The 22,253-nt window shown below is 40.3% G+C and carries 21 protein-coding genes and 2 pseudogenes; 5 read left to right on the forward strand and 18 right to left on the reverse strand.

The window, feature by feature from the left end; genetic code table 11:
- Positions 1–37: 37 nt before the first annotated feature.
- The 5 genes from PROCOU_RS09630 to PROCOU_RS09650 form a co-directional block, all read right to left on the reverse strand.
- Positions 38–1,747 carry a PTS sugar transporter subunit IIA gene (locus PROCOU_RS09630; protein ID WP_036071915.1) on the reverse strand — a complete coding sequence of 570 codons (1,710 nt, stop codon included), beginning with the start codon at positions 1,745–1,747 and terminating at the stop codon, positions 38–40.
- 4 nt (positions 1,748–1,751) lie between these two features.
- Positions 1,752–2,018 (reverse strand): aminotransferase class I/II-fold pyridoxal phosphate-dependent enzyme, encoded by a 267-nt coding sequence (locus tag PROCOU_RS18515; protein ID WP_244266281.1) that lies wholly within the window; start codon positions 2,016–2,018, stop codon positions 1,752–1,754.
- Positions 1,981–2,928 carry a MalY/PatB family protein gene (locus PROCOU_RS09635; protein WP_244266282.1) on the reverse strand — a complete coding sequence of 316 codons (948 nt, stop codon included), beginning with the start codon at positions 2,926–2,928 and terminating at the stop codon, positions 1,981–1,983. The genes PROCOU_RS18515 and PROCOU_RS09635 overlap by 38 nt, the downstream gene beginning before the upstream one ends.
- Positions 2,929–3,235: 307 nt before the next feature.
- Positions 3,236–4,708 (reverse strand): PTS fructose-like transporter subunit IIBC, encoded by a 1,473-nt coding sequence (locus PROCOU_RS09645; RefSeq protein ID WP_036071920.1) that lies wholly within the window; start codon positions 4,706–4,708, stop codon positions 3,236–3,238.
- Positions 4,709–4,724: 16 nt separating this feature from the next.
- Positions 4,725–5,168 (reverse strand): PTS fructose transporter subunit IIA, encoded by a 444-nt coding sequence (locus PROCOU_RS09650; RefSeq protein WP_036071922.1) that lies wholly within the window; start codon positions 5,166–5,168, stop codon positions 4,725–4,727.
- 523 nt (positions 5,169–5,691) lie between these two features.
- Here PROCOU_RS09650 and PROCOU_RS09655 point away from each other — a divergent pair.
- Entirely contained in the window at positions 5,692–7,182 is a 1,491-nt protein-coding gene (locus PROCOU_RS09655) for an SdrD B-like domain-containing protein (protein WP_036071924.1), read from the forward strand.
- A gap of 355 nt (positions 7,183–7,537) precedes the next feature.
- Here the strand turns inward: PROCOU_RS09655 and PROCOU_RS17195 are convergent, their stop codons facing one another.
- Positions 7,538–9,820: an LPXTG cell wall anchor domain-containing protein gene (locus PROCOU_RS17195; protein ID WP_077913408.1), complete on the reverse strand. Its 2,283-nt coding sequence runs from the start codon at positions 9,818–9,820 to the stop codon at positions 7,538–7,540.
- 305 nt (positions 9,821–10,125) lie between these two features.
- Between PROCOU_RS17195 and PROCOU_RS09665 the strand changes: the two genes are divergently transcribed.
- Positions 10,126–11,139, forward strand: a complete 1,014-nt coding sequence (locus PROCOU_RS09665) for a WxLIP family cell surface protein (protein WP_036071927.1) — start codon at positions 10,126–10,128, stop codon at positions 11,137–11,139.
- 146 nt (positions 11,140–11,285) lie between these two features.
- Positions 11,286–11,450 (forward strand): annotated as a pseudogene (locus tag PROCOU_RS17525) (carbohydrate ABC transporter permease); the annotation flags it as partial.
- A 102-nt stretch (positions 11,451–11,552) separates the two neighbouring features.
- Here PROCOU_RS17525 and PROCOU_RS09670 read toward each other — a convergent pair.
- Together PROCOU_RS09670 and PROCOU_RS09675 are read right to left on the reverse strand one after the other, a co-directional pair.
- The gene (locus tag PROCOU_RS09670; protein WP_036071929.1) at positions 11,553–11,972 is read right to left on the reverse strand and encodes a permease prefix domain 1-containing protein; all 420 of its coding nucleotides are present in this window, start codon (positions 11,970–11,972) and stop codon (positions 11,553–11,555) included.
- On the reverse strand, positions 11,969–12,301 hold the full coding sequence (locus tag PROCOU_RS09675) for a PadR family transcriptional regulator (RefSeq protein WP_036072031.1): 333 nt from the start codon (positions 12,299–12,301) through the stop codon (positions 11,969–11,971). Before PROCOU_RS09675 ends, PROCOU_RS09670 begins: the two co-directional genes overlap by 4 nt.
- 123 nt (positions 12,302–12,424) lie before the next feature.
- On the opposite strand from PROCOU_RS09675, the gene PROCOU_RS09680 reads away from it, so the two are divergent.
- Positions 12,425–12,811: an ACT domain-containing protein gene (locus PROCOU_RS09680; protein WP_036071932.1), complete on the forward strand. Its 387-nt coding sequence runs from the start codon at positions 12,425–12,427 to the stop codon at positions 12,809–12,811.
- A gap of 193 nt (positions 12,812–13,004) precedes the next feature.
- Here PROCOU_RS09680 and PROCOU_RS09685 read toward each other — a convergent pair.
- The 6 genes and pseudogenes from PROCOU_RS09685 to walK form a co-directional block, all read right to left on the reverse strand.
- A pseudogene (locus PROCOU_RS09685) lies at positions 13,005–14,566 on the reverse strand (S1C family serine protease).
- 108 nt (positions 14,567–14,674) lie between these two features.
- Positions 14,675–15,508, reverse strand: coding sequence for an MBL fold metallo-hydrolase (locus PROCOU_RS09690; protein ID WP_051994325.1), 834 nt, complete (start codon positions 15,506–15,508; stop codon positions 14,675–14,677).
- Between the two features lie 105 nt (positions 15,509–15,613).
- Complete coding sequence (locus PROCOU_RS09695) at positions 15,614–16,468, reverse strand: two-component system regulatory protein YycI (RefSeq protein WP_036071935.1); 855 nt, start codon at positions 16,466–16,468, stop codon at positions 15,614–15,616.
- The gene (locus PROCOU_RS09700) at positions 16,468–17,631 is read right to left on the reverse strand and encodes a YycH family regulatory protein (RefSeq protein ID WP_279625181.1); all 1,164 of its coding nucleotides are present in this window, start codon (positions 17,629–17,631) and stop codon (positions 16,468–16,470) included. The genes PROCOU_RS09695 and PROCOU_RS09700 overlap by 1 nt, the downstream gene beginning before the upstream one ends.
- Entirely contained in the window at positions 17,624–17,764 is a 141-nt protein-coding gene (gene yycH / locus PROCOU_RS19325; RefSeq protein ID WP_077913409.1) for a two-component system activity regulator YycH, read from the reverse strand. Before yycH ends, PROCOU_RS09700 begins: the two co-directional genes overlap by 8 nt.
- Positions 17,761–19,587 (reverse strand): cell wall metabolism sensor histidine kinase WalK, encoded by a 1,827-nt coding sequence (gene walK / locus PROCOU_RS09705; RefSeq protein WP_036071938.1) that lies wholly within the window; start codon positions 19,585–19,587, stop codon positions 17,761–17,763. The genes yycH and walK overlap by 4 nt, the downstream gene beginning before the upstream one ends.
- A 591-nt stretch (positions 19,588–20,178) precedes the next feature.
- Between walK and PROCOU_RS09710 the strand changes: the two genes are divergently transcribed.
- Positions 20,179–20,454 carry a hypothetical protein gene (locus PROCOU_RS09710; RefSeq protein ID WP_208855811.1) on the forward strand — a complete coding sequence of 92 codons (276 nt, stop codon included), beginning with the start codon at positions 20,179–20,181 and terminating at the stop codon, positions 20,452–20,454.
- Positions 20,455–20,639: 185 nt separating this feature from the next.
- Here the strand turns inward: PROCOU_RS09710 and PROCOU_RS09715 are convergent, their stop codons facing one another.
- From PROCOU_RS09715 to PROCOU_RS09730, 4 genes are all read right to left on the reverse strand, one after another.
- A complete protein-coding gene (locus PROCOU_RS09715) occupies positions 20,640–21,161 on the reverse strand; it encodes a M15 family metallopeptidase (RefSeq protein ID WP_051994327.1) in 522 nt (173 codons plus the stop codon).
- Entirely contained in the window at positions 21,161–21,442 is a 282-nt protein-coding gene (locus tag PROCOU_RS09720; RefSeq protein WP_036071940.1) for a phage holin, read from the reverse strand. The genes PROCOU_RS09715 and PROCOU_RS09720 overlap by 1 nt, the downstream gene beginning before the upstream one ends.
- Before the next feature lie 101 nt (positions 21,443–21,543).
- Positions 21,544–21,966 carry a hypothetical protein gene (locus tag PROCOU_RS09725; protein ID WP_036071942.1) on the reverse strand — a complete coding sequence of 141 codons (423 nt, stop codon included), beginning with the start codon at positions 21,964–21,966 and terminating at the stop codon, positions 21,544–21,546.
- A gap of 32 nt (positions 21,967–21,998) precedes the next feature.
- Positions 21,999–22,247 (reverse strand): hypothetical protein, encoded by a 249-nt coding sequence (locus PROCOU_RS09730; protein WP_036071945.1) that lies wholly within the window; start codon positions 22,245–22,247, stop codon positions 21,999–22,001.
- Positions 22,248–22,253 lie beyond the last annotated feature (6 nt).

Below are 22,253 nucleotides of genomic sequence, written 5' to 3' on the forward strand. Positions count from 1 at the left end.
CCGTGGTCTTTTACCTACTCATCTTAGTATCTTTTATTTAGCGTTCAATACATGCAATAAAAGTTGCATAATCCTTCAGCCCTAGAATATCCGCTCCATCATGCTCGTTCAATACATAATAAAGATAACTAAAAACCTTTAATTCCGTACTCACATTTGGATTTACACAAGCAACTAAAGCATTTTGTACCATTGTTCCATCCACAAGTACGCTATGCTCAAGATGCACAAACACCGCAAAAAATGCTTGATTGCGCTGCGTTGTACAGTGTGGTAAGGCCAAATGGTTAATTACTAAGTTGTTGCCTTTTTGCTCTCGTTCTTGAATTTTAATTGACTCATCTGCACTTAGAACTTCTCGCGCCTCTAATTCTAAGCAGATTCCTTCTACAATTGCATTCCAATCATCTTCCGGCTCATTGTTGTATGTCATCGCTAAGTTTTCAGGGAAAAATGTTCGGATATTTCTACGTACATCAATTTTTTCCAACATATCTTGAATCGCTCGTAACTCTGGCTTCGTGATGACCTGCTTCACATCCATGCAAGCTACATCACTGAACTCCTGAAAAGTAGGGTGATTATTCAAAATTAGCTTAATATCCTGTTGTTCGAGCGCCATTTCCAATTCTTTCCGATGCGTCACGATGATGACCTCAACTCCTTGTATCTCTTTCTCAATCATCTGCTTGTTGATGCTCGCAACCGCATATTGATCTGAAAACAGGAGAACCTTCGCCGCAACCTGCTTCATCCGTTCCATCGCACACGAAAAATAGAGCCCAATTAAGTCAATATCATACATTTCAATGCCAAACGCTTCATTCGCACTCGACACAAAAGCAATACTTAAGTCAAAAGCAAGTGGATAGACCGCCTTAATATTGGCGATATTATGCAACTTCCGGTCATGAAGAATAATCGGGTATGCAATACTCCGCCTCAGATGTCCCACTAACTGCTCCACCAACTCCAAATCATAAACGGGTGTGCTATACTGCTCCGCCAGTCGTTGCAACATTACCTGAATCTCAGCCTCTGTCACTGATTTGGCCTTCTTTTGTTGCTCTTCCATGAAAAAGTGAATCAACCCTTCTGAAAGCGAAAACCTTGTCGTTACATTTTTCACTCCATCATCCAACACATCCGCAGCCAAAATTAAACTAACCAAATGGGCAGAATGAATATTCGGATAATAATTCGCCTCAGTCAGCGTCCTTATTTCTTGCAATAAGCTCCGATAATCATCCTGCGAAATCCCCAATCGCTCACAGAAAAAAGAAGGATTTTTATCAATCAAATTCGCAAGCAAAATCATTTTCCGGTACAACGGCTCATCCAAATAATGTCCATAATTCGGCTTCGATTTAATATCCAAGCGTTTTGTGTAATGTCTCCGCAAAAAGATAATTTTCTCCGATATCATCGGTTTTGACAAAAACAGAGTAGCAGCTAAATCATCTAATGTCCGAAAATCATGGCGTAGTAGTTCCAACAAAATGAGCTCATCATCATACATTGACTGGTGCAAAAGATTTCTATAAGCCACTTTATCCTGAATATGCAATTGATAACCACCCGCTTGACTCGAACTAATGCCTCCAATCGCTTGAAGCAAATGATTTATTTGAGAAATATCCCGCAAAATCGTTCTTTTGGATGTTCCTGTCAATTTTGCAAGTTCTAAGCCGTTTGCTTTCCCATTTTCGAGTCGTTCCATGATTTGTACTTGTCGCTGATTTAGCATCGTTTTACCCCCTTAATGTTAACATTGCCTTATGCATCCGCTCTAAACCATCGACTAATTTACTTCTTGAACAAGCCACGTTCATTCGCAAAAAGCCTTGTCCCCCATACGTTTCACCTGGCATAATAGCCACTTTCCCAACGTGTATCAACGCTTCTTGCAAGACGTCTTTCGTTACGCCCAACGCCGAAATATCAAGCCAAGCTAAATATGTTCCTTCTGGTATTTCAAATTTAATTTCCGGTAGATAGCTTGCTAAATAATTTTTCAAAAAAATGCATATTACTTTCCAAATGCACCACTAGCTCATCCACATAGTCCGCGCTCTCATTATAAGTGGCCATCGTGGCATACATCCCTAAAATACTAACAGAAGAAAGCGCATCACGCTGTTTCAATTGTTTCAAGAAATCAGCACGCAAATCCTCATCTGGTACTAACAAATAAGATCCCATCAAACCCGGCGTATTCATCGTCTTGCTTGCTGACGTGCAGATACACATATTAACAGGTTGCTCTACTAGGCTCAAGATTGGCGTATAACGCGCATCTCCATACACAATGTCCATATGAATATCATCAGAAATGATAAAAACACCATGTCGCTCACAAAGTTCAATAATAGCGCTTAATTCTGCTTTTTGGAAAACACGTCCCGTTGGATTATGTGGATTCGTCAACAATAAGATCTTCGCTCCCCGCAACTGTTTCTCCAAAAGTTCAAAATTAACACGATAAGTACCATTATCCCATAAAAGCTCATTTTCGACTAGCTTACGATTATTCTCCTGAATCAGGCTATAAAAAGCATCATACATCGGCGAAAAAACTACAACCCGATCCTGTTCCGCACTTTTCAAACGCAATAAAACCGAAATCGCATAACAAACCGTTGGGCTATACAGCACCCAATCCATTTCAATATGCGTATGAAACCGCTTCTGATACCAATTTACAATACTACCTTTAAAAGCTCCATGATTCCATCGTGAATACCCAAAAACTCCGTGCGCCACCCGTTCCTGAATTGCATCAAGCACTGGCGTTGCCACTTGAAACTCTGTATCCGAAATCGAAAATGGCAATAAGTCTGCTTCCCCAAATCGATCCTCAATATAATCCCACTGCGTACAATATGTATTTTTACGATTCACAACCTCATTAAAATCGTATTTTCCCATCCCAATTCAGCTCTTTCCTATGAGAAGCCCAGCGCGTCCGCCAAGCTTCAAATTTTTATCCAATGTAACGACAAATTTCAGCATCTTTCTCTGTACCATATCCCTTAAAAAACGCTCAATCAGCTTTACCGAACTATAATAATCTGTCTTTGAAATCATTGATAAATTCGCATACAAGTAACGTGTTGGCAAACAGGACGCCACAAATGGACGACCACCAATATTTTATGCCATTTCTATCAAACACTGCTTCAATTTTCGATGAGGGATTCGGTACAAAAGTTCACGGACTTCTTGCCCATCACCACTAGTTCCCGATGCCATCACCAGTTGTTTCAGTAAATTCGTCTCCATCTTTACGTTTCGCCTCTTTCCGTTTTAACCACCATGTTTTCAGCACAATAATGAGGAAAATATTCAACGCTAAACCAAATGCTAGAACAAGATAGAACCAGTACCACGGCGACATTAAACCAATAAGCGGATCAAACATTCCAATTCCAGGTGCTAGCCTTTGAATTCCAAACATAATGGTCAACATCCCAGTGATACCACCACTTAACGTATTCGCCGTAATCATTGGCAATGGAGCAGCAAGCGCATATGGAATCGCCGGCTCTGTCGCAACCGTCGAACCAACAATAATCGAACTAATCGCTGCACCTTTTTCTTGTTTCGTAAATAATTTTGGTGCTAAGAAAGTCGAAATACCAGCAGCCATTGGAGGCATCAATGCAACAACACCAACAATCGCGTACCAATCATAAATTCCTTTGTCGAGCAAAGAGAAACAGAAGAACCAAGCCGTTTTGTTCACCGGTCCACCCATGTCAAACGCAAGCATCGCGCCAACTAAGAACGCCGCAGCTAGTTTCATTTCAGTGGGAATCGTGTTCAAGAAATGAAGCATACCATCCATCATACTACCCATCACAGGTCCTAATACATAAAACGTCAAAATCCCGAAGATAAATAACGTCACAAACGGAATAAGCATCGAACCAAGCAGTGGCTGCAACGCTTTGCCCAGCTTCACTCTTCGGAAGTATTTTACAAAATAACCAATTGCAAGTCCTAGAACTACCGCACCTAAGAATCCAGCACCCGACTCCGTTCCGAGCATCGTATTGTCATTCGCCAAATACGTGACCAGAAACGCAGGTGCAAATGCTGGTTTATCGCCAATCGAACTCGCAATATAGGCCCCCATAATCGGAATCATGAACTTGAAACCTAAGTAACCAATCGTTTCAACGACCCAAGCAAACGACGGATCACCATTCGCCATGTCCACATATGGCATTCCAAACTGTACGAGCATATTTGCAATCGCAACGAGTAAACCGCCACCGATAACGAACGGTAATGCAGCCGAAACCCCTGCCATCAAATGGCTCATCACGCTTCCAGTCGGTGCCTCTTGACTCCCCATTTTAATGTTGTTATCCGCTGTAAATAATGTTGCCTTGCCTTCTAAGTCATCGTAAATCGTCTCAATCTGCTTCAAAGCCTCCGAAACCTTCAGCTCAACAACCTTCTTATCAGCAAAACGGAATCGGTCCTCCTCACTAATAGTCCGTCCCAACGCCAGAATCACATAGTCTGCCGCCTTAATTTCCGCTGGTGTCAAATGATTCTCTACACCACTCGCGCCTTGCGTCTCCACTTTTATCGTATATCCTAAGGAAACTGCCTTACGCTCTAGGGCTTCTGCCACCATATACGTATGCGCAATTCCCGCAGGACAATTCGTAATCGCTACAATATTTAAACTTGTCATCTTTACTCGCTCCCTTTTATGAAATAACCCCTTGAACTAGCGCTAAAATCTCATTTTCCGTCCCCGTTTTCAATTTTCCAACAAACTCTGGATCCACCAATTTTCGACTCAACTGCGACAACAATCGTAAATGCTCCTGCCCGCCAGTTTCCGGTACAAGCAGACAAATCCAACATTGTACTGGCTGTCCATCCATTGCTTCCCACTCTACTAAATTAGCTCCACGACCTACTAAAACACCCACTTCCGATACAAAAGCTGATTTTGCATGTGGAATCGCAATCCCCCCACCGAAACCAGTTGTAGACTCATCTTCTCGCAAACAGAGATCCTTATAAAAGCCCGCTGCATCCGTTACCTTTCCATTTTCTACAGCTAAATCCGCCAATTCCCGCAAAATTTCCGATTTCGTTGTACCTTGCATTGCTACATTTATTCCACTAGTCATCATGATTTCCATTACAATCAACTCCAAATTCTATATTACTTGTCTTTTTGACACCATTTCTTTGTCCTATTTCAGTATAGTTGATAACGCTTACTAAAAAAACAACAGAAATGTCACACTGATGATGACAGAATAGACGCGAATTATTTAAAGTAATATTTGAAACTTTTATTCTTTGTTTTTTATCTCTAAATGCTAAGCGGTAGTTTTATCGTCCATATGTGAAATCTTTATGAACTTTCCAAAGTAAAATGTATGCTATGTTCAACGTACTTGACGCTTCGTTGCATAATCCAAAACTTTTTTCTTAATTCCAGATTTTAGTTCACTATTCATATAAAATTATTAATAATACCTTATAATCATATAAGAGCTTATAAAATTGATGAACAGCTCCAAAAAAAGAATTTTTCATTACTTTTATAGAAGCGTATCTATCCTTTTTATAACCCTATTCCTTCCATTGTGAATCCCATTGCCTTTTACTGGTTCACCCGCTAAACTAAAAATAGAACCTAAAAGGGAGGAATTATTAATGAAACAGTTTTTCAACAAGCGTGTCGCTGCCCTAGTCATTATTTTTGCAATCTTTTTTGCATCTTTTGCACCAGCAGCAAACGCAAGTATTCTTAATCCAGCTATCTACACAGTTTCTGGAACAGTTTACGCAGATACAAACGGCAATGGTGTGATGGAATTGCACAACTTAGATTTACCACTGGCAAACATGACGGTAACACTTCACAAAACATTAGCCGACGCACAAGCCGGAACAAATGGAGTAGCAACAGCGAAAACAAATGCAGTTGGAGTTTATAACTTCACGAAACTTGTAAAAGGGAACTACTTCATCAAGTACGGCACAGAATCAACAACAAAGCCAGTCGTTCAAGCGAATTCAGCAACGGATGCAGCTGGTAAACAAATCGCAGGAATCGCTGCGGTTACAATCAACACACTAAACGTTGTCACTTGGGCTGATTTAGCAACAAAGAAAACAACAAACTTAACAATGACACCGTTCCAAGACCTAAATGGTAACGGCACAAAAGAAAGCAATGAGTCAATCATGGACGGCAAAACACTTATCTTCATTAATCTACAAAAAACAGCAGATCTTATCTCAAGCGGTCGTTTGTCCGAGCTTGATTTAAACTCTAAAATTCTAGGCGCGCTTGGCGGTAGCTTAGATATCGAAGACGCAATCCTTTTCAGAACGAGTAGCAAAGGAGCTGCAATCACAATGCCCAATGTTGATTCAGGCATGTACGTGATGGTCCGCTCACCATTTAATCTAACAGTTGGCGACTTACTTGGAAACATCGACAAAGTAACAGCTATCATCGATATCATTTCAGGTGGAGATATCCAAGGCATCTTAGATAATCCGACATTACTTGACACCGGCGACATCTCAACAACACCGAATAACGATTACATTAAAGCACTTGCAAACTTCTTACCAAAAGCAATTAAAGCAACAGAAAAAGTCGATGTTGAGAAATATCTTGGTACAGAAACAGCTACAAGCTTTAACTCAACACTTGCAGAAGTTCAATCTGTAGCAACACTTCTAAACCATATACCAGCAATGCGTTTTGCTAAAGTTGACATTTGGGGTAACTCTTATGATCTTACCGGACTAAAATTCACAAAAACAACTGATTTCCAATTCGGAATCCGCAAACTTCCAGTGATCACTGGTGACCTTTTCGTGGATAAAAATAAGAACGGTAAAAAAGACTTATTAGAGCTTGGTAAAGCAACGAAAGTGACAGCCTATGATGCAAACGGGAACGTTCTACAATCCGTAACAACATCGTCACTCACTACCAAATTCACGCTAGATAAATTAGCATTTGATAAGACAATCTATATTGGTATTGATGGCACAAATGGCTACAGCCCCGTTTATACAGGAACAGTTCCTCCTGCATTGCAAGGCTTACGTTTAGTTGGTGCATATACGTTTGATTCAACAAGCTCTGTCCAAGAAATCAAACAGAATATACCTTTATTACCTTAATATGATAAACCACTATGTGATTCGTACTTCTTTCGTACAACATCACATAGTGGTTTTTTTAAGTTAATTGTTGATTTTTATAGACAATTCGATTTTTTTATAACATAAATCCTTTAAAGACAAACATTTTGTAAAATGGCGATAGCGTAATCGTGATAAAAAAAAGGCAAGTTCATGTAAAAGGGCGGTGCCTAATGCCCGAGGGACTGTAACAACGGAAAACTCTAAGTATCGCGTGATAAAGTCAAAAAGAGACAACCGTCCCCACAGTAACGGTCATCTCTTCGCTATAATACGCCATTGTTTCAGGTTGTCTTTATTGTATCAAACCATCTTCCTAAATAACTCGTACTTCTTACTTTGCAAATTTTCGTTTTAGTAGCATATACAATCCAACTAGAACTGCACCAAAACCTGCTGTCATTGGAATGACCGGTATTGTGTCACCTGTTTTCGGCAAATCTTTACCATTTTTTGATGTAATCGTTTCAGGAGTCTTTGCTACTGGATTTTTTTCACTATCAACTAATGCAGGCGCAGTTGGCTTATTATTGTTCCCGTTTTCAGGTACTACAATCACACCTTTATCTGGCTTCTTATCAGGGTCTGTCACTTCTGGTAACGCCGCTGCTTCTCCAAGTGTTACATTCGTTGCTGTAGCCCAGCTACCTATCGGTGAGATTGTGTAAACTATATCCTCACTTAATTCCCCACTCACGAGATCAAAAATCCCTGTTGTACTTTGACGAGAAGAATAACGATATTGCGCAACAAGTGTCGTACCGTCAGCGCCCTTCAATTCGACTTGGCGACCTGCTAATAAATCCATTCCAGGATCTTTATCCAATGTTAACTCAAATGATTTTGAATTGATTGCCGTGGCTTTTGCAATAACTAATGGTGCCATTTCTTTCGCTGTAAAACTAGCATTAGCAATGTCTGCCCAATCAGAGGTAATCGTATATGTCACACCCGGCGTCAATTCTTCACCAGCTGGTAAACGGAATTTCGGTGCTTGGCGACGGTCAGATGCCTGCGTAAATGGTACGTAGTTGGCCGTATAGATATCGCCATTCGATCCTGTAAGCTTTACACTACGATCACGTAATGATGAAATTACTTGGAACTGTTTACCGCTTGCATCACGGTTACTGTCATCAATCGCGAAGGCTTGATTGCCACGTCCACCAGCATACGCTGCGATAATATTGGCGTAATCAACCACGCCGTCCGCTTGAAATGACTCAAGCTCAAATGTATCGTTAGTTACCTGCTTGGAATCTCGCATATTAATTTTTGCAGAACTACCAACAAAAGTCTCCACTGGCGTACCTTTATAGCTAAGCGTGTAAGTTTTACCCGGCTGTTGCACCGTTACAGGCACGATATAAGTACTTTTAGAGCCAGATTTTAAACGCGGTACATTCACAATACTTAAACCATCACTGAAGACAAAATTTTTCTTAATCGCATCTAAATTGCTATCCGTCACTTCATCCGCAGAAAGTGCCTCTGGAAAAATAATTTGTAGCGTTATCGCGTTCAACGACTCCACTTTGTATGCCGCTTTTTGACCTAACGTTACATTTGTGGTTGCTGCCCAATTATTTTGCGGTATAATTTCATAAGCGATTGCGGAATTTAACGTACCACCACTTGTCACATCAAAAGTACCAGTCGTACCTTGGCGCGAAGAGAAACGATAACTCGCTGTCAATTCACTGCCATCAGTCCCTTTTAGACGGACGCTACGCCCAGCTAGTAAGTCCATACCGGGATCGGCAGCTAGTGTTAATTTAAAAGATGTTTCATCCACAAAAGTAGCAGAATCGATGGTTAGCGGTGCCATTGCACGAGCTGTAAACGAATTATTAGCAATCGTTGCCCAATTTGAAGTCACAGTATAAGTCACGCCCGGTGTTAATGTCTCTCCAGCAGGTAAGCGAAATTTCGGTGCTTGACGACGGTCAGATGCTTGTGTAAATGGTACATAGTTAGCCGTATAAACGTCACCATTTGTTCCAGTAAGTGTCACACTACGGTCACGCAATGATGAAATCACTTGGAACGATTTCCCTGCCTCATTTTTATTATCATCATCAACTACAAAAGCTTGATCCCCGCGTCCACCAGCATATGCAGCGATAATATTCGCATAATCAACAACACCGTCTGCTTGGAAAGACTCAAGTTCAAACGTATCACTCGTCACTTGGTTCGTGTCACGAATCCCAACCTTCACATTACTTCCCGTGAAAGTCTGCACCGCTCCTCCTTTATAACTTAGTGTGTAAGTAGCGCCAGGATTTTGAATCGTCACTGGAACAATATACGTATCCGTAGAGCCCGATTTCAAACGAGGCACATTGACAATGCTAAGCCCACCGCTGAATTTAAAATGTTCCTTAATCGCGGCCAAGTTACTATCTGCCACATCTTCAGCAGGTAATGTTCCATCAAATTTAACTTGAAGTGTCATCGCATTTAGCGAGCGTAATTCCGTAATTTCCGCCACACTTACTGTTTTCGTACCAGATTCTACTGCCGAAGCTTCGATTGATAACACTTGCGGCGCGACACCTGCGATAATGGTTGTAGCGACTAATATAGAAGACAATACTTTCTTTGATTGCGTCATTTTACATTCTCCTTTTATTTCAAAAATTTATTGTACTTACATCGTAGCATCCAAATCTAAACTAAAGATATGCTTGTTATTAAATATTTCTTAACCAACATTAAATTCCAATATCATTTTTTTCAGCCTCTTGAAAATTTATGATAGAATTCCTAATATCCTATTTTTATAACGTATACTTAATATGTCAACAGCTTCACACTCCCATACAAAAATCCCCATTTTCCTCAAAAGCTCTCTAGTGCGTGCCCCCTCTCCACTAGAGAGTCCTTATTACAGTTATTATTTTTTAGGAGGAATTCTGCATGAAAAAACTAATGACCCTATTTTTAATCCTACCTTTACTGGCCTCATCACTCCTATTTCCTGTCCACACCGATGCGTCCGAAATGAACTTCTCTGTGAGTGCGAACATACCTGAAAACCAAATCGATAAAACAAAAAGTTACTTCCATCTGAAATTAGCGCCTGGAAATGAACAAACTGTATATGTAACAATTACGAACGAAACCAGTCAAGAAATCACCATCCTGACTTCTGTGAATACAGCTGTTACAAATGATAATGGTATCGTCGACTATAGCCAAGAAAATCCAAAAATTGATAACACACTGAAATATCCGTTATCTAAAATCACAGAATCCGCTGGCGAAGTTGTTCTTCCAGCCCATTCTAGCAAAAATTATCCCATTAAGATAAGCATGCCAGATAAAGCCTTTGATGGAACAATCTTAGGTGGCGTGTACTTTAAGGAGAAAACAGCAGATAAAAGCGAATCCCAATCTAAAGATATTCAAATTGAAAACCAGTACGCTTACGTCATTGGCATGATGCTTTCACAAAATGATACGCAAATCAAAGCAGATCTCAAGCTAAATGAAATTACGCCGACGCAAGTTAATTATCGAAATGTTGTGACCGCTAACCTTCAAAATACTGAAGCTACAATCCTAAAAGACTTAGACATCGAAGCGCAAATTTTTAAAAGAGACGGTTCAAAAGTTTTGCATGAAAATTTTAAGCAGAATATGCGCATGGCACCGAACTCCAATTTTAATTTTCCAATAAGTTGGGGTACAAAGGAATTCGAGCCCGGTAGATACCGACTTGATATGATTGCAACAAGTGGCGAACAAGTCTGGAAATGGTCTGAGTATTTCACAATAGATGGTAAAACTGCAGATGCTTTAAATGAGACAGCCCTGGATATTGAAAGAGACTACACTTTGTTATATATTATTGCTGGATCTCTACTCACTCTCTTGATTCTCTTCCTCGTATTCTTACTAGGCAGAAAATCAAAAAAAGACGAAGAATAAACGCGAAAAAAGGAACTGATCCACTATCACGGGACAAAATAAAAAAGCATCGCTTAATTCAGTGTAACCTGAATTAAGCGATGCTTTTTGAATGGGAACGAGAGTGGCTTATCCATTAGGGGTCAAACAAGAAGCGATTAAAAAGAATCCTGACATTCATCGCTGACTGGAACTCCTTTTTGTGACCGCCAATTATTGCAAATGCTGAGAAATACTACACACTTTCCGTTGGATTATCCTTATTAAAAGGCCAATACCTCAGCAACTACGCACTTCAAATGGCAGGCTTCAATGTTTCAGGTTTAAAATAATATCACGCTTGCCCCCCTAACCAGCGAGCAATTACTTTCTAATAATAGATACCAAAAACCTGAAAACTGGTCATAAAATCCAAGCTCTCAGGTTTTTCGGTATTACTTATCCTCAGCCTTCCTCCGATACCAAAAATAAAACATCGCAAGTGGCCACCAAAGTACCGCAAAAATAGGGAAAATACACCACAAAACATCCGGCGAATATAGTATATTAACGACGATAAACAAAATAATCAGTAACGCTGCGCCCCAAATAGAAAAACCTAAGTTCACCTTTGCCAACGCGCGTCTCTTCTTCGTATTCGGCTTGGCTACTTCTAATTCCGCGATAATTTCATCTATATCACCAAACTCAATAATCGCTTTATTCACTGCATCCTCTTCCGATTTTCCATCTTCCATCAAGTCCGCTACTTTTTCAACTAAATTATACGTAATCTCATCCTTAATTTGCGCCGCCTGTTCGCTTTCAGGGACACCTTCAAATAATTTATCCACAAATTCTGTAATCCTATTCACGAATCAATCTCCTCCAAAAACAGGTTCATAATGCCCTTAATCTCTTGCCATTCACGCGCCATTTCACGCAGGTAAGCACGACCAAGACTTGTAATCGTATAGTACTTCCGTTTACCACCATGTGAGCGCTCTCCAAAATAAGATTCAATCAACAATTTCTTTTCTAACCGTTGAAATACCGCATATAGCGTTGCCTCTTTAATTTGAAAGCGATCACCCGTCCGTTCACTAATTTGCTTCGAGATCTCATAACCATATGAATCTCCCTCCGCCAAAATTCGTAAAATAATCGAGTCCACATGCCCTCTTAAAATATCACTACGAATCAAAATCACCCCTCAAATTACTCTACCTGATAGAATTATCATCCTCTATAACTTTACCACCTGACAAAACATTTTGCAACCTACTAATATTCGTGGTACGCTTATCAAAAAAAGGAGATGTTCCCAATGCAATTACGCTTAGACAAAACAAACTATACCATTGCCAAATTTCCACCTAACTTTCCAGTTCCCATATGGTTTCAAGCCAGCATAGCAACATTCAAAAGCATCACATACACCGACGAAGAATGCTCCATTATCATTCCAACTGAAAGCTTAGAAACAGAAAAATCCGAATCCATCGAATCCGACTGGTTCCTACTGAAAATTGAAGGGATTCTCGACTTCTCTCTTACTGGCATCCTGCACAAAGTAGCCACACCACTCGCCGAAAAAGAGATCAGCATCTTTGCCGTCTCCACCTACAACACCGACTACATCCTAATGAAACAATCCAATCTAACGGAAGCAACCCAAGCCCTAAGCCAAGCCGGATACCAAATCCTAGAGTAACAAAAAACACGATTCCCAAAACCAAGAGAATCGTGCCTCTATATTAAATCTTGCATCCACCGCCAGACCAGCACGAACCGAAAAACGCTTAGCTGCTAAGCAAAGGCGAGTACCGAAGCGGAATGTACGACTTGTACAAGAGCATCGGGACGGAGCCTTTAACGACGCAGATAAGCGTTTCTCGGTTCGTGCGTTACTGGTTAGTTGTTGATGCCGCGGTAAGCGTCACCGTTGTCGTTTCTTTCTTACCTTCACGATAATACTTCACTTCCATCTTGTCCCCAACCTTCACATCATTCGAGTACAAGATTTGGCGTAGTGTCATTGAGTTTGTTACTTTTTTTACCGTTCATCTCAACAATAACATCGTATTGTTTCAAACCAGCTTTCTCAGCAGCTGAACTGGCTACGACTTGTTGCACCATCGCACCATAATCAACATTCTCTGGCAATTTCAAGATTTGTTGTTGCTGCACTTCTGGAATCGTATCGACATCACGCAAGGTTACTCCAAGTGATGGACGCTCTACTTCTCCATTTTTCTCCAACTGAGCAATAATTGGCTCAACCGTATTACTTGGAATCGCAAAACCGATACCTTCCACATTTTCTGTTGAAATCTTCATCGAGTTAATCCCGATAACCTGACCTTCAATATTGACTAGCGCTCCACCACTGTTCCCAGGGTTAATCGCCGCATCTGTTTGAATAACTTCCGCTTCCCAATCCTCTGTACCATCGCCATTCGTGTCAACAGGTACCGTACGATTTAGGCCAGAAACAATGCCTTCTGTTACCGTCCCAGCAAATTCTGTTCCTAGCGGACTACCAATTGCAATCGCTGTTTCACCAACTTTTAACGAATCTGAATTACCAAATTCAGCAATCTTCGTCACATTCTCATCACTAATTTCAAGAACCGCTAAATCATTCCATTTATCCGTTCCAACAAGTTTCGCTTCCGATTTCTTACCGTTCGAAAACTTCACTTCTAATTTATTAGCACCTTCAACAACGTGATTATTGGTCACGATATATGCTTTACCACCAGATTTTTTTATAAACAACACCAGAACCAGATGAAGCTTCATCTTCTGTTGATGTACCAGAACTAATCGATGTTCCAGCTTGGAAATTCAACACGCTAACAACCGCATCCTGCACCTTTTCAAGCGCTTGTGTCGTAGCAGTTGTATTTTCAACAGTTACTTTTTTGGTTGTTCCACTGCCAGTCGTTGTTGTATTTGAAATTGTTTTGTTATCATCTTGAAGCGCGCTCCATGAGAAGGCAAGTACAATTAAAGCACCAATTAAAACACCTAAAAGACCCGTCAAGAAGACTGCCAGCATTGTTTTCTTCTTACCTTCTTTTTTCGGTGGTTCGCTACCATTTCCACCACCAGTGCGTGTTGGAGGAACAGGTGGAACAACATTATTTCCACCGCCATTACCAGTCGCCAATCTCACTTCTGGCTCGCTCGCCGATTCATTAAAGAAAGCATGTGTCGAACTAGCAGATGCCTCCTCTTTCGTCGCCGTGGCAAACTTTTCACCCTCTGGCGTCACGCCTTCTGTAGAATGAACAGCTTCAACTGGAATGTCGCGTGCAACCTGTGGCTCGGATGACGTATGTACCGCCGATTCCCCAGCTGGCTCCGGTTTCTCATAAGATTGTGAATCTGGTAATCTTTCAGGAGAAGCTCCACTCGCTAACTCATCCTTGCGTGTTTCTAAATCTTTGTTATTCTCATCCATGCATCAATCATCCCTTTCCAATTTGTAGACGAATCCATATAATTATTCTATACCCTAATTATGAAAAAACTATGAAATTTTATTAAAATTTTTTGCTACGGTGCCCATTTAAACCGTAAAAATCGATGTCGGAATCTCAGGATCCGTGTCAAAAAGTTCAACCTGCTCGCCAACAATGATTCCTTCGCCTGCCAAAGTTTGCGCAACTGCCATTCTCGCTAAATCCTTCATATTATTATCTTTGCTCAAATGCCCTAGATAAATCCGCTTCGTCGCATCACCAATCACTTCACTCATCGCGATGCCAGCATCCTCATTCGAAACATGTCCTTCATCGCCCAAGATACGTCGCTTCACATTCCAAGGATAACGCCCCATTCGAAGCATCTCCACGTCATGATTGCTTTCAAAAAGATACGCATCAGCATTTGCAATATGCCCTTTCATCCTGTCACTCACATAACCAGTATCAGTAATCATTACGAACTTCTTTTTCCCACTATGAAAAATGTAAAACATCGGCTCAGCGGCATCATGCGAAACGCCAAATGACTCCACTTGCAAACTACCAAATGATTTCACTGTTTCCATATCAAACTGAAATTTCTGCGCTATATTAATTTCTCCAATCGATGTCTCCATCGCAGCCCAAGTCTTCGCATTCGCATACACAGGCACCTCATAACGACGCGCTAACACGCCAAGTCCTTTAATATGATCCACATGCTCATGTGTCACTAAAATCGCATCCACATCAGACATACTTCGTCCAACCTCGCTAAATAAATGCTCAATTTTCTTACCACTCAAGCCACAATCCACCAAAATCGTCTGGTCCGCTGTCTCAACTAACGTCGCATTACCCGAGCTACCACTTGCCAATATGCTAAAACGGAGCTGATCCGTCGCCTGATTCACTATCTTGACTTCCTTTGCAAACATCGCTCCTGCGCCTCCTTAAAAATTCCATACTCTCATTGTACAACGAAAAAAATACAAATGCACGAAAAAGGAGAGACCTCAGTACAACCGAAGTTCTCCAAATCTCTATTTTAGCCGCTTAGCCTTAGCCTTTTGAGCAGCATCTTCTCTCATATTTGGCACTTCATTCGTATCCACACCACTCGTATTAATCACAGACCCTTCCAACCCGTTCACAAGGAAGAACGTCGTCTGCTTATCATGTATCACTTCAAAAGCCCAAACCGGCAAATAAACATCCGAGCTAGGTAAACTAACTAAGTTATAATAGCCCAACGTCGTATTAACAATCTTACTATTCTGTTTCAAATCACCGTGTTGGTGTAATACTTCCAACGCATCTGTTCCCGAAATCACATCGTCCTTTTCATCAAACATCTGCGTATCGCCAAGCATCGTTTGCCGATATGAAATAACCTCATTCGCCTGATTCAAAGTGAATATGATTTGACCGTTCGTATTAAATAACACCGGTCGCCCATCAATTTTCTGATTAAATGTCATCTCGCGTCTTTCACGATCAAAGCTCCAATACGTGTACCGATCCCCTTCAAAAACATCACTCTTTAAAAAAGGCATCAAATCAGCGCCATACTTGTCCGGATCAATCTTTACCGGCTTTTTCAATATCGAATAAATACGCTGATTATCATTTTGCACCATAATGCTTTGCCCTTTCAAATCATTAATATCTGTCTGTGTAAAAGCAAGCGGCTCCGTTGATAAATAAGAGCCCACCTCCGGATTAGATGGAATTTTTCCATACGTAATGTTCTCCGACTTCAACTTCTCCTCCAGTGTTTGGCTCACTAGCGGTGTCGGTGAAGATGACATCCTCGAATCAATAAATAGCACCAATAGAAAAATATCCAAAATCAAAAAAGCGATGATAAATATAGTTTCCGTTTTCTTCCAATCCATTACAATTCGCCTCCCACTACAGGAGTCCAAGTGCCATTATACTTATAAAACCAAGCAGGCTTCAGCTCCACGACACGATTATAGCTATTATTATTCTGCTCGTATCCCATCACATAACCTGGAACAATCATCTGAATATCATCAGGATCTACCTTCTTAATTAAATCTTCATAAACACTCACAGAACTAGGCAATGTCACCTCTTTAGATTCGGTAGAAATTTGCGCACCTAGCTTAAAGAACGGACGTTGATACTTGTACACGCCTTCTGTCCCTTCTGTCACTAAAATCTGCGACATCCCGTCATCATTAAACACTGGCAATCCCTGCACAAATAGTGAGAATGCTGTGGTAGAGCTATCCGCTGCGTACCCCGAATAATAATAATTCCCCGTCCAACCCCAATGATCGTTCACAAAATTAAAGCTCGACTGGATCTGCTCCGACTTCATCGCACTGCTTAGCTGAGATGTATCACGACGTTCTTGCGCCGGATCAACATACAAAAGCACTTTATCATCTGGGTTCACAGTCATTGAACTCGAACCATTCGTAAACGAGTTATCCTGTCCCTTCACCTTGCTACCATCGCCAAACAAGGCATTCTTGAATAATCCAATATCAATCGTTTCAATCACATACTGCTGTTGTTTCAACTTTACAGGCGCATCACTAAGAAATAGATGCTGCTTATTCTTATACACTTCGTTCACTGGTGCCATCACAGCTTTCTGATCTGTCAAAATCTGTTTCAGCGCATCCACTTGATCCTGCTGAATCGATCCTTGGTAAATCTGCTCATTCGAATCATTCCCAAAATAAACCGAAAACAATCCATTCTCTGACTTAGTTAAATTAAATGTAATCCGATTAAATGAATTCAAATCAAAATTATCACCTTTTAACCGAAAAACCTGACTATAAATTGAAAGCGGCACAGCATTCGGAAAAACAAGTTCCATCGAGTTATTTTGATGCATCATCCCTTGATAACTCGCCGTCATTTTATCCGTACGCACTAATTCAGAAAAATCAAATGTTGTCCCTGCCTTCACAAGAGCATTAATCATCGTCATATTCTGTGTCATATAATGGTTATCATTTTGATGCGAATAAACCATCGTTGGTCTAAAAACTTGCTCTGGTTGCCGTAATTTAGCAATCTGCTCTTTTTTTTACAGTTTCATTGTCAATAACCTCATAATCCGGTTGCACTTTCCAGAGGCTGTAGCTTAGGAAAATACTGATAACTACAAGAACGGTAAGGAGAATTCCTCTTATTTTTGTACTTTTCATTCCCAATCATCCTCCGGTAAATCATTGTACGGCAGTGTGAACGAAATAGTTGTTCCTTTTCCTCGATTACGTTCTGCCCAAATTTCACCGCCGTGTGCTGTAATAACATCACGTGCAATCGCAAGCCCCAAGCCAGTTCCGCCCATTTCCCGTGACCTTGCTTTGTCCACACGGAAGAAACGATCAAACACTTTCGTCAAGTCCTCCTCTGGAATTCCAATACCTTCATCACTGATACTAACTTGAATTTTATCCTCTCTTTTACGCAAGAAAAAAGCGATACGACCGCCGTCTGGTGAATATTTATTCGCATTCGAGATAATATTATCCATTACTTGCATAATTTTATCCTCATCGATTTCAATAATAACCGGCTCGCGCGTAAAATGACGTTTAAAAGTGATGCTATCCTTCTTCATCATCTCAAAACGATCAATAATATGATTAAAGAAATCATTAAAATTCACAAAATTCTTATCTAGATTCGTGCGCCCACTATCCATCCGTGACAATTTCAACAAGTCGTTTACCAAGCGAATCATCCGCTCTGTCTCACTTTGCGTCACTTCTAAGAATCTAGGTGCAATTTCCTCATCACGCCAAGCACCATCACTAAGCGCTTCTAAATAACTATGCATACTCGTAAGCGGTGTCCGGAGCTCATGTGACACATTCGATACAAAATCGCGGCGTTCCTGATCCACTTTTTCCTGATCTGTAATGTCATGTAAAACAGCGATAATTCCATTTACAAAACCAGTTTCACGCTGAATAACCGATAAGTTCGCACGTAAAATATATGGTACATCAAACGTACTCCGATCCATCGTCAACTCATCTAATTCCATCAAATCATCAAAAGAATAGTCCTCCGACACACCAAGCACATCAATAATTGGTTGCCCATTCGCACTCTCATGCGCCATTTTTAACATCTTCTCCGCAGGTGTATTAATCAGGATAACTTTTCCACGACGATCCGTTGCAATCACGCCATCTGTCATATAAGAAAGAACCGATGATAATTTCCGCCGTTCCCCCTCTGTCATTGCTTGCGCCTCTTGCACCCGTTTCGTAAGTGCATTAAAGGATTCCGCCAGTTGCCCAATTTCATCCATGCCGTATACTTTTACTTTTCGCGTATAATTTCCTCGAGCCATCGCAAAAGCTTGGCGTTTCATATCCGTAATCGGTTTTGTAATCGTCCGTGATAGTAAAATACCAAGAATCGCCGTAATAATCATTGCCAGCAATGTTCCTGTTATAAAAATACTCGTAATACTATCAACCTGCTCATAAACCGACTCAATATCTGTAGCCAAATAGATGGCGCCAATAACCTCTCCTTTTGAAGTAATCGGGGTAACATCCACCCAAATTTGTCGTTTTGGATTTTTCCCCATGAAGATTTTATTTTCGCCATTCCCGCTATTTATTGTATTTTTGATCATCTTATTCGTTGAGACTTGCCCAACAATGCCTTGATTGTCCACATCTGATGTCCCAATAATTTTCAATTTGTTATCCACAACTAGCACATCTTCAAAATCATTGCTACCGCGAACGAAATCGAGCAACATACCTTGGATGTCGCTTTCAAGCTTCGTCTGGTCATCGTTCGTATATTTCAACATTGCTTCGCGAACGTTGTATTCCAACAAATTCACACTATTTGTAATCGCTGTTTTAAAGTTCTTCTCCAACTGATCCTGCAACTCCCGCACAAAATAAGCCCCTATTACTTGCATTGCTACTAAAATGAGCAACAAATAAATCATGACAAATCTAAACTGGACCGATTGAAAAAACTTCATTCTCCGCATAATCTTTACTCCTGTTCAGGGTTAAATAGTTGGCTATACCACAACGTTTATAGTGTATGTGCCACAAATTAGTGCCACAAATCATTAATATTCTTTCATTATACCACAAATATAGCAGTTATAAAAAAAGACTCCTAGCTAGCACATTAGGAGTCCTTTTTGAGTGTCTTTATGTCGAAGACAATTCTATTATACCATAGTTCGATATATATTAAAATAATGCTTGACTTTATATGCATATGCATATATAATAAGTATATAAGGAGGTGAGGAAATGCTAGAAAGTATAGAAAAAATCGCCAATATCGTTTTTCTAAGCGTATCAACATTAGCCCTGTTGAAAGCCTTGAATAAACAAAACGATAAAGACGATTCTAAAAAGGATTGAGTGTGAGGGCTAAATGCCCTCCCTCATTTATACTTTCATTATAGCATATATCTCATGAAAAAAAATATTATTAATTATTTTATTGGTTGCTGTTGTGTTGAACCTCGTCATGGTACTATTTAATATGGAAAACAAAGCCTTATCAAGTGTCGTTATGGTCGGTATGGTTCTCTTTATTTTAGATCAATTTAGAGGTGGTAAAAATGAATGAAAATAAGACACCTGAATCTCAACTTAGAGCATCTGAAAATTGGACAAACAAAAACAAGGAAAGAAAGCAGTATATAAACCGCCGTTCCGTAGCTAAACGCTTCATCCAAAACGATGCCACGATGGAAGATTTGGACATGCTGCTAGACATAATTGAACAAAAGAAAAAAAAGCCCTCGAAATTAATCGGGGGCTTGGTTGTGTTTAAAATCCGCGCATCTTCTTCAATAACTGCAAGTTCTGCGAAGTGCTACCCTTATAGTCTTTAATACCGTACTGCGTGGCGTATTTCGAACGTGAACTGTAGTCAGATGCCTTCTTAACTGATTTTAGATAATCAACCAGTGAAGTACCTTTATATCCTGATTGCACTGGTTTAGATGGGACAGCTTTTAGTTTATTCAATAAAGCCGTGTTCTGTGCCGCTGTTCCTGTGTAATTTGCGATACCATACTTAGTCGCTATTTTTTTTACGATTCGCCATGCTGGAATCGATTTTTTTACTGTTCAAGTAATCTACAATACTACCACCTGTGGGCGGTTTAGAAGGAGCCGGCTGTGGCTTACTCACTGTATTTCCTAAAGTATCGGTACCATAACCCTTATAATTGTTCTGCAAGTGTGGTTTATCCACAAAGCTAGTCCAATCTCCGCCCCATTCAAATCCTAGCGCCTTAGCTTTAGCAATGAATTTCTTAATATCCGCACGTCCATATTCATCCCATTTTGTTGCTGATCCTTTCGTTGGAACAAAATCAAGCGCTTGACCTACTAAATGATATGACTTCATCGTTTGCGATGCACCAGACGCAACGTTAGCCTCTTGTTGCGCTTTTGTTCGGATAGTTTCATAAATTAATACCTCGATGTTGTTATCCTCCGCATACTTGAATAGTGCTGTTGCCTTTGCCTTCGTATCATTTGCTAGTTTTGCAATGTTACCCCAACTTCTATCACTGTAATGTAATTTACCCATTATTTATCATCCTTCCTTGGTTCCGTATACTTCATAACTTGCTTACTATCAGAAAATCCAGCCGTTGTAGGGTCAACGTATGTTGCAATCAACGCTGTTACTACCCCAATAATCGCAACTGGCTTACTTAGAAACTCTCTGAACGCTTGACCTAAAAGGCTCCAACTTTCCAAATCTGATATTTCAAATCCTCCTGCTGTCCACACTATTGTTACTAGGGTAATAAGAGATAATGTCCATGTGCGCCAATTGTTTCGTAACTTCCAGTTTATCTTTTTCATAGTATCACCCCTATTTCTTTTTACCACATCGTGTGCATTTACCGTTTTTCCATTGATGAATTCCCATATTACAAAGCATTTTACCTACTGCTGACATATTTTCACCCCCCTCCAAGATTGTTCAAAAATACAGCTATATAAAAACTGATTACACCGCCGATTACCGACGTGACAAACACAGCGATTAATGCCGCTATAACAATCCGTACTAACCAACGCTTCTTTTCTTTCGATTCTTCTATAACTCTTTCGGCAATTTCAGCCCTTTCTCGTTCTCTGTTCAACTCGATATTAGAAAATTTTTGATCGTGGGCTAAAACTTTTTCGAGAACAGGTGCCATACCGTTTTCTACCGCTTTTTGAATCGAAATTGGTAATTTTATTTGATTATCTTCTAATTCATCTATTCGCTTACTGTGCCGATTTAGCCGTTCTAAATTCGCATTTGACTGTTTATCAACCTTATCCACTCTACTTGTAAGCTTTGTCCATTCTCGGTTCGTAATCTTCACCTCTTGCTCCAAAATAACCACCTCACCCCATAAAAAATACACCTTTAGTAGGTGTTATTTTCATCTTCTATTTGACGATTGATTAAATCGCCGTTTTCAACCATCACCACTTGTTGCCTTTCCTTATCTAATACGGCGATACCATCAACAATTTTAACGGCATCTACATTGTAAAATAGTTTTTCATCTGCTTTAATTTTAAAGAAACGTTCTGGTGAATCATCATTTTCTTGCACATTACACCATTCCTGAATATAACCATCCTCGCCTACAGATACATAAACATCCTTCATTATTAT

The organism is Listeria rocourtiae FSL F6-920 (assembly GCF_000525975.1).
GTDB classification, from domain to species: domain Bacteria; phylum Bacillota; class Bacilli; order Lactobacillales; family Listeriaceae; genus Listeria_A; species Listeria_A rocourtiae.

Coding starts and splice junctions, on each gene's coding strand:
- PROCOU_RS09715 (WP_051994327.1), bottom strand. CDS start 21,161: ATGGGTAAATTACATTACAGTGATAGAAGTTGGGGTAACATTGCAAAA.
- PROCOU_RS09680 (WP_036071932.1), top strand. CDS start 12,425: ATGCAATTACGCTTAGACAAAACAAACTATACCATTGCCAAATTTCCA.
- PROCOU_RS09730 (WP_036071945.1), bottom strand. CDS start 22,247: ATGAAGGATGTTTATGTATCTGTAGGCGAGGATGGTTATATTCAGGAA.
- PROCOU_RS09690 (WP_051994325.1), bottom strand. CDS start 15,508: ATGTTTGCAAAGGAAGTCAAGATAGTGAATCAGGCGACGGATCAGCTC.
- PROCOU_RS09635 (WP_244266282.1), bottom strand. CDS start 2,928: ATGGGAAAATACGATTTTAATGAGGTTGTGAATCGTAAAAATACATAT.
- PROCOU_RS09650 (WP_036071922.1), bottom strand. CDS start 5,168: ATGGAAATCATGATGACTAGTGGAATAAATGTAGCAATGCAAGGTACA.
- walK (WP_036071938.1), bottom strand. CDS start 19,587: ATGCGGAGAATGAAGTTTTTTCAATCGGTCCAGTTTAGATTTGTCATG.
- PROCOU_RS09710 (WP_208855811.1), top strand. CDS start 20,179: ATGAATGAAAATAAGACACCTGAATCTCAACTTAGAGCATCTGAAAAT.
- PROCOU_RS17195 (WP_077913408.1), bottom strand. CDS start 9,820: ATGACGCAATCAAAGAAAGTATTGTCTTCTATATTAGTCGCTACAACC.
- yycH (WP_077913409.1), bottom strand. CDS start 17,764: ATGAAAAGTACAAAAATAAGAGGAATTCTCCTTACCGTTCTTGTAGTT.
- PROCOU_RS09720 (WP_036071940.1), bottom strand. CDS start 21,442: ATGAAAAAGATAAACTGGAAGTTACGAAACAATTGGCGCACATGGACA.
- PROCOU_RS09645 (WP_036071920.1), bottom strand. CDS start 4,708: ATGACAAGTTTAAATATTGTAGCGATTACGAATTGTCCTGCGGGAATT.
- PROCOU_RS09665 (WP_036071927.1), top strand. CDS start 10,126: ATGAAAAAACTAATGACCCTATTTTTAATCCTACCTTTACTGGCCTCA.
- PROCOU_RS09695 (WP_036071935.1), bottom strand. CDS start 16,468: ATGGATTGGAAGAAAACGGAAACTATATTTATCATCGCTTTTTTGATT.
- PROCOU_RS09630 (WP_036071915.1), bottom strand. CDS start 1,747: ATGCTAAATCAGCGACAAGTACAAATCATGGAACGACTCGAAAATGGG.
- PROCOU_RS09655 (WP_036071924.1), top strand. CDS start 5,692: ATGAAACAGTTTTTCAACAAGCGTGTCGCTGCCCTAGTCATTATTTTT.